The following is a 1,246-nucleotide window of genomic DNA, read 5'->3' as shown; positions in this document are numbered from 1 at the left end:
GCTACATGGTGCAGATCATCAAAGGCACCTCGCTGGCCGCCATCATCGGGTTTGTCGAAATCACGCGCTCCGGGCAAATCATCAACAACGCCACCTTTCAGCCGCTGATGGTATTCAGCGCGGTGGCCGCGATCTATTTTGTGCTGTGCTGGCCCTTGTCCTTGCTGGCCGCCCGCATGGAACGCCGGCAAGCGGCCGCGCTGGCGCGTTGAGTCGCTTCAATTTCGCATCCCTTTTTTCACCCCGTCATTTCTCACCACCCCTACCGGAGACTTCACCATGATCAAGCATCTGCAACGTCGCACCTTCACCGGCGCCGCCCTGGCGCTGGGCCTGGCCGCTACCCTGTCCAGCTGGGCGCCGATCGCCAGCGCGCAGACCAGCGCCGACATCAAGAAAAAAGGCGAATTGACCATCGGCATGCTGGTGGACTTTCCGCCCTACGGCACCATGAACAGCAGCAACCAGCCGGACGGCTATGACGCCGACGTGGCGCGCCTGATGGCCAAGGACCTGGGCGTCAAGGTCAATCTGGTGCCGGTGACCGGCCCCAACCGCATTCCATTCCTGCTGACCAACAAGGTCGATCTGCTGGTGGCCTCGCTCGCGGTGACGCCGGAACGCGCCAAGCAGGTGCAGTTCTCCAAGCCTTATTCCGCTGCAGGCATCGTGCTGTACGGCGATAAAAAGGTAAGCATCAAGACACCGGCCGACCTCAAGGGCAAACGCGTCGGTGTGGCCCGCGCCAGCACCCAGGACTTGTCTTTGACCGCCATGGCCCCCGAGGGCACCGAGATTCGCCGCTTTGACGACGACGCCTCGGCCATGCAGGCCCTGATGTCGGGTCAGGTCGATGCCATTGGATGCGCAACCACCGTAGCGGCAGGGATCGACAAACGGGTAACACCCGGCTCTTTCGAAGTTAAGTTCTTATTGCGTCAGACGGTCATGGCCGTGGCCATGCGCCCCGGCCAGGCCGAGCTGCTCGCCACGGTGGACAACTTCGTGGCCCGCAACACCGCCAACGGCGAGCTCAACAAGTTGTACCGCAAATGGCTGGAAACCGACCTGCCGATGCTGCAATAAACCCGGCGCAATCTCGCTGATAACGGTGCTTCCCAATGACAGACACAATGCCATCCCCCACCCCTGACGCCGCTGGCGCCGAACCCATCATCCGCATCGAAGCGCTGGACAAATGGTTCGGCAAGTTCCAGGTGCTGACCGACATCAACCTGAACGTGCG

General features: G+C 61.6%; 1 protein-coding gene and 1 pseudogene. Both read left to right on the top strand.

Features of this window, described 5'->3' with window-relative positions; translation table 11 throughout:
• Positions 1–212, top strand: a pseudogene (locus C5P05_RS03305) (amino acid ABC transporter permease); the annotation flags it as partial.
• A gap of 67 nt (positions 213–279) precedes the next feature.
• Complete coding sequence (locus C5P05_RS03300; RefSeq protein ID WP_114968443.1) at positions 280–1,086, top strand: transporter substrate-binding domain-containing protein; 807 nt, start codon at positions 280–282, stop codon at positions 1,084–1,086.
• Positions 1,087–1,246 lie beyond the last annotated feature (160 nt).

It is taken from the genome of Rhodoferax ferrireducens, assembly GCF_003347515.1.
GTDB lineage: Bacteria > Pseudomonadota > Gammaproteobacteria > Burkholderiales > Burkholderiaceae_C > Rhodoferax.
This window is presented reverse-complemented; position numbering and strand designations above follow the sequence as displayed.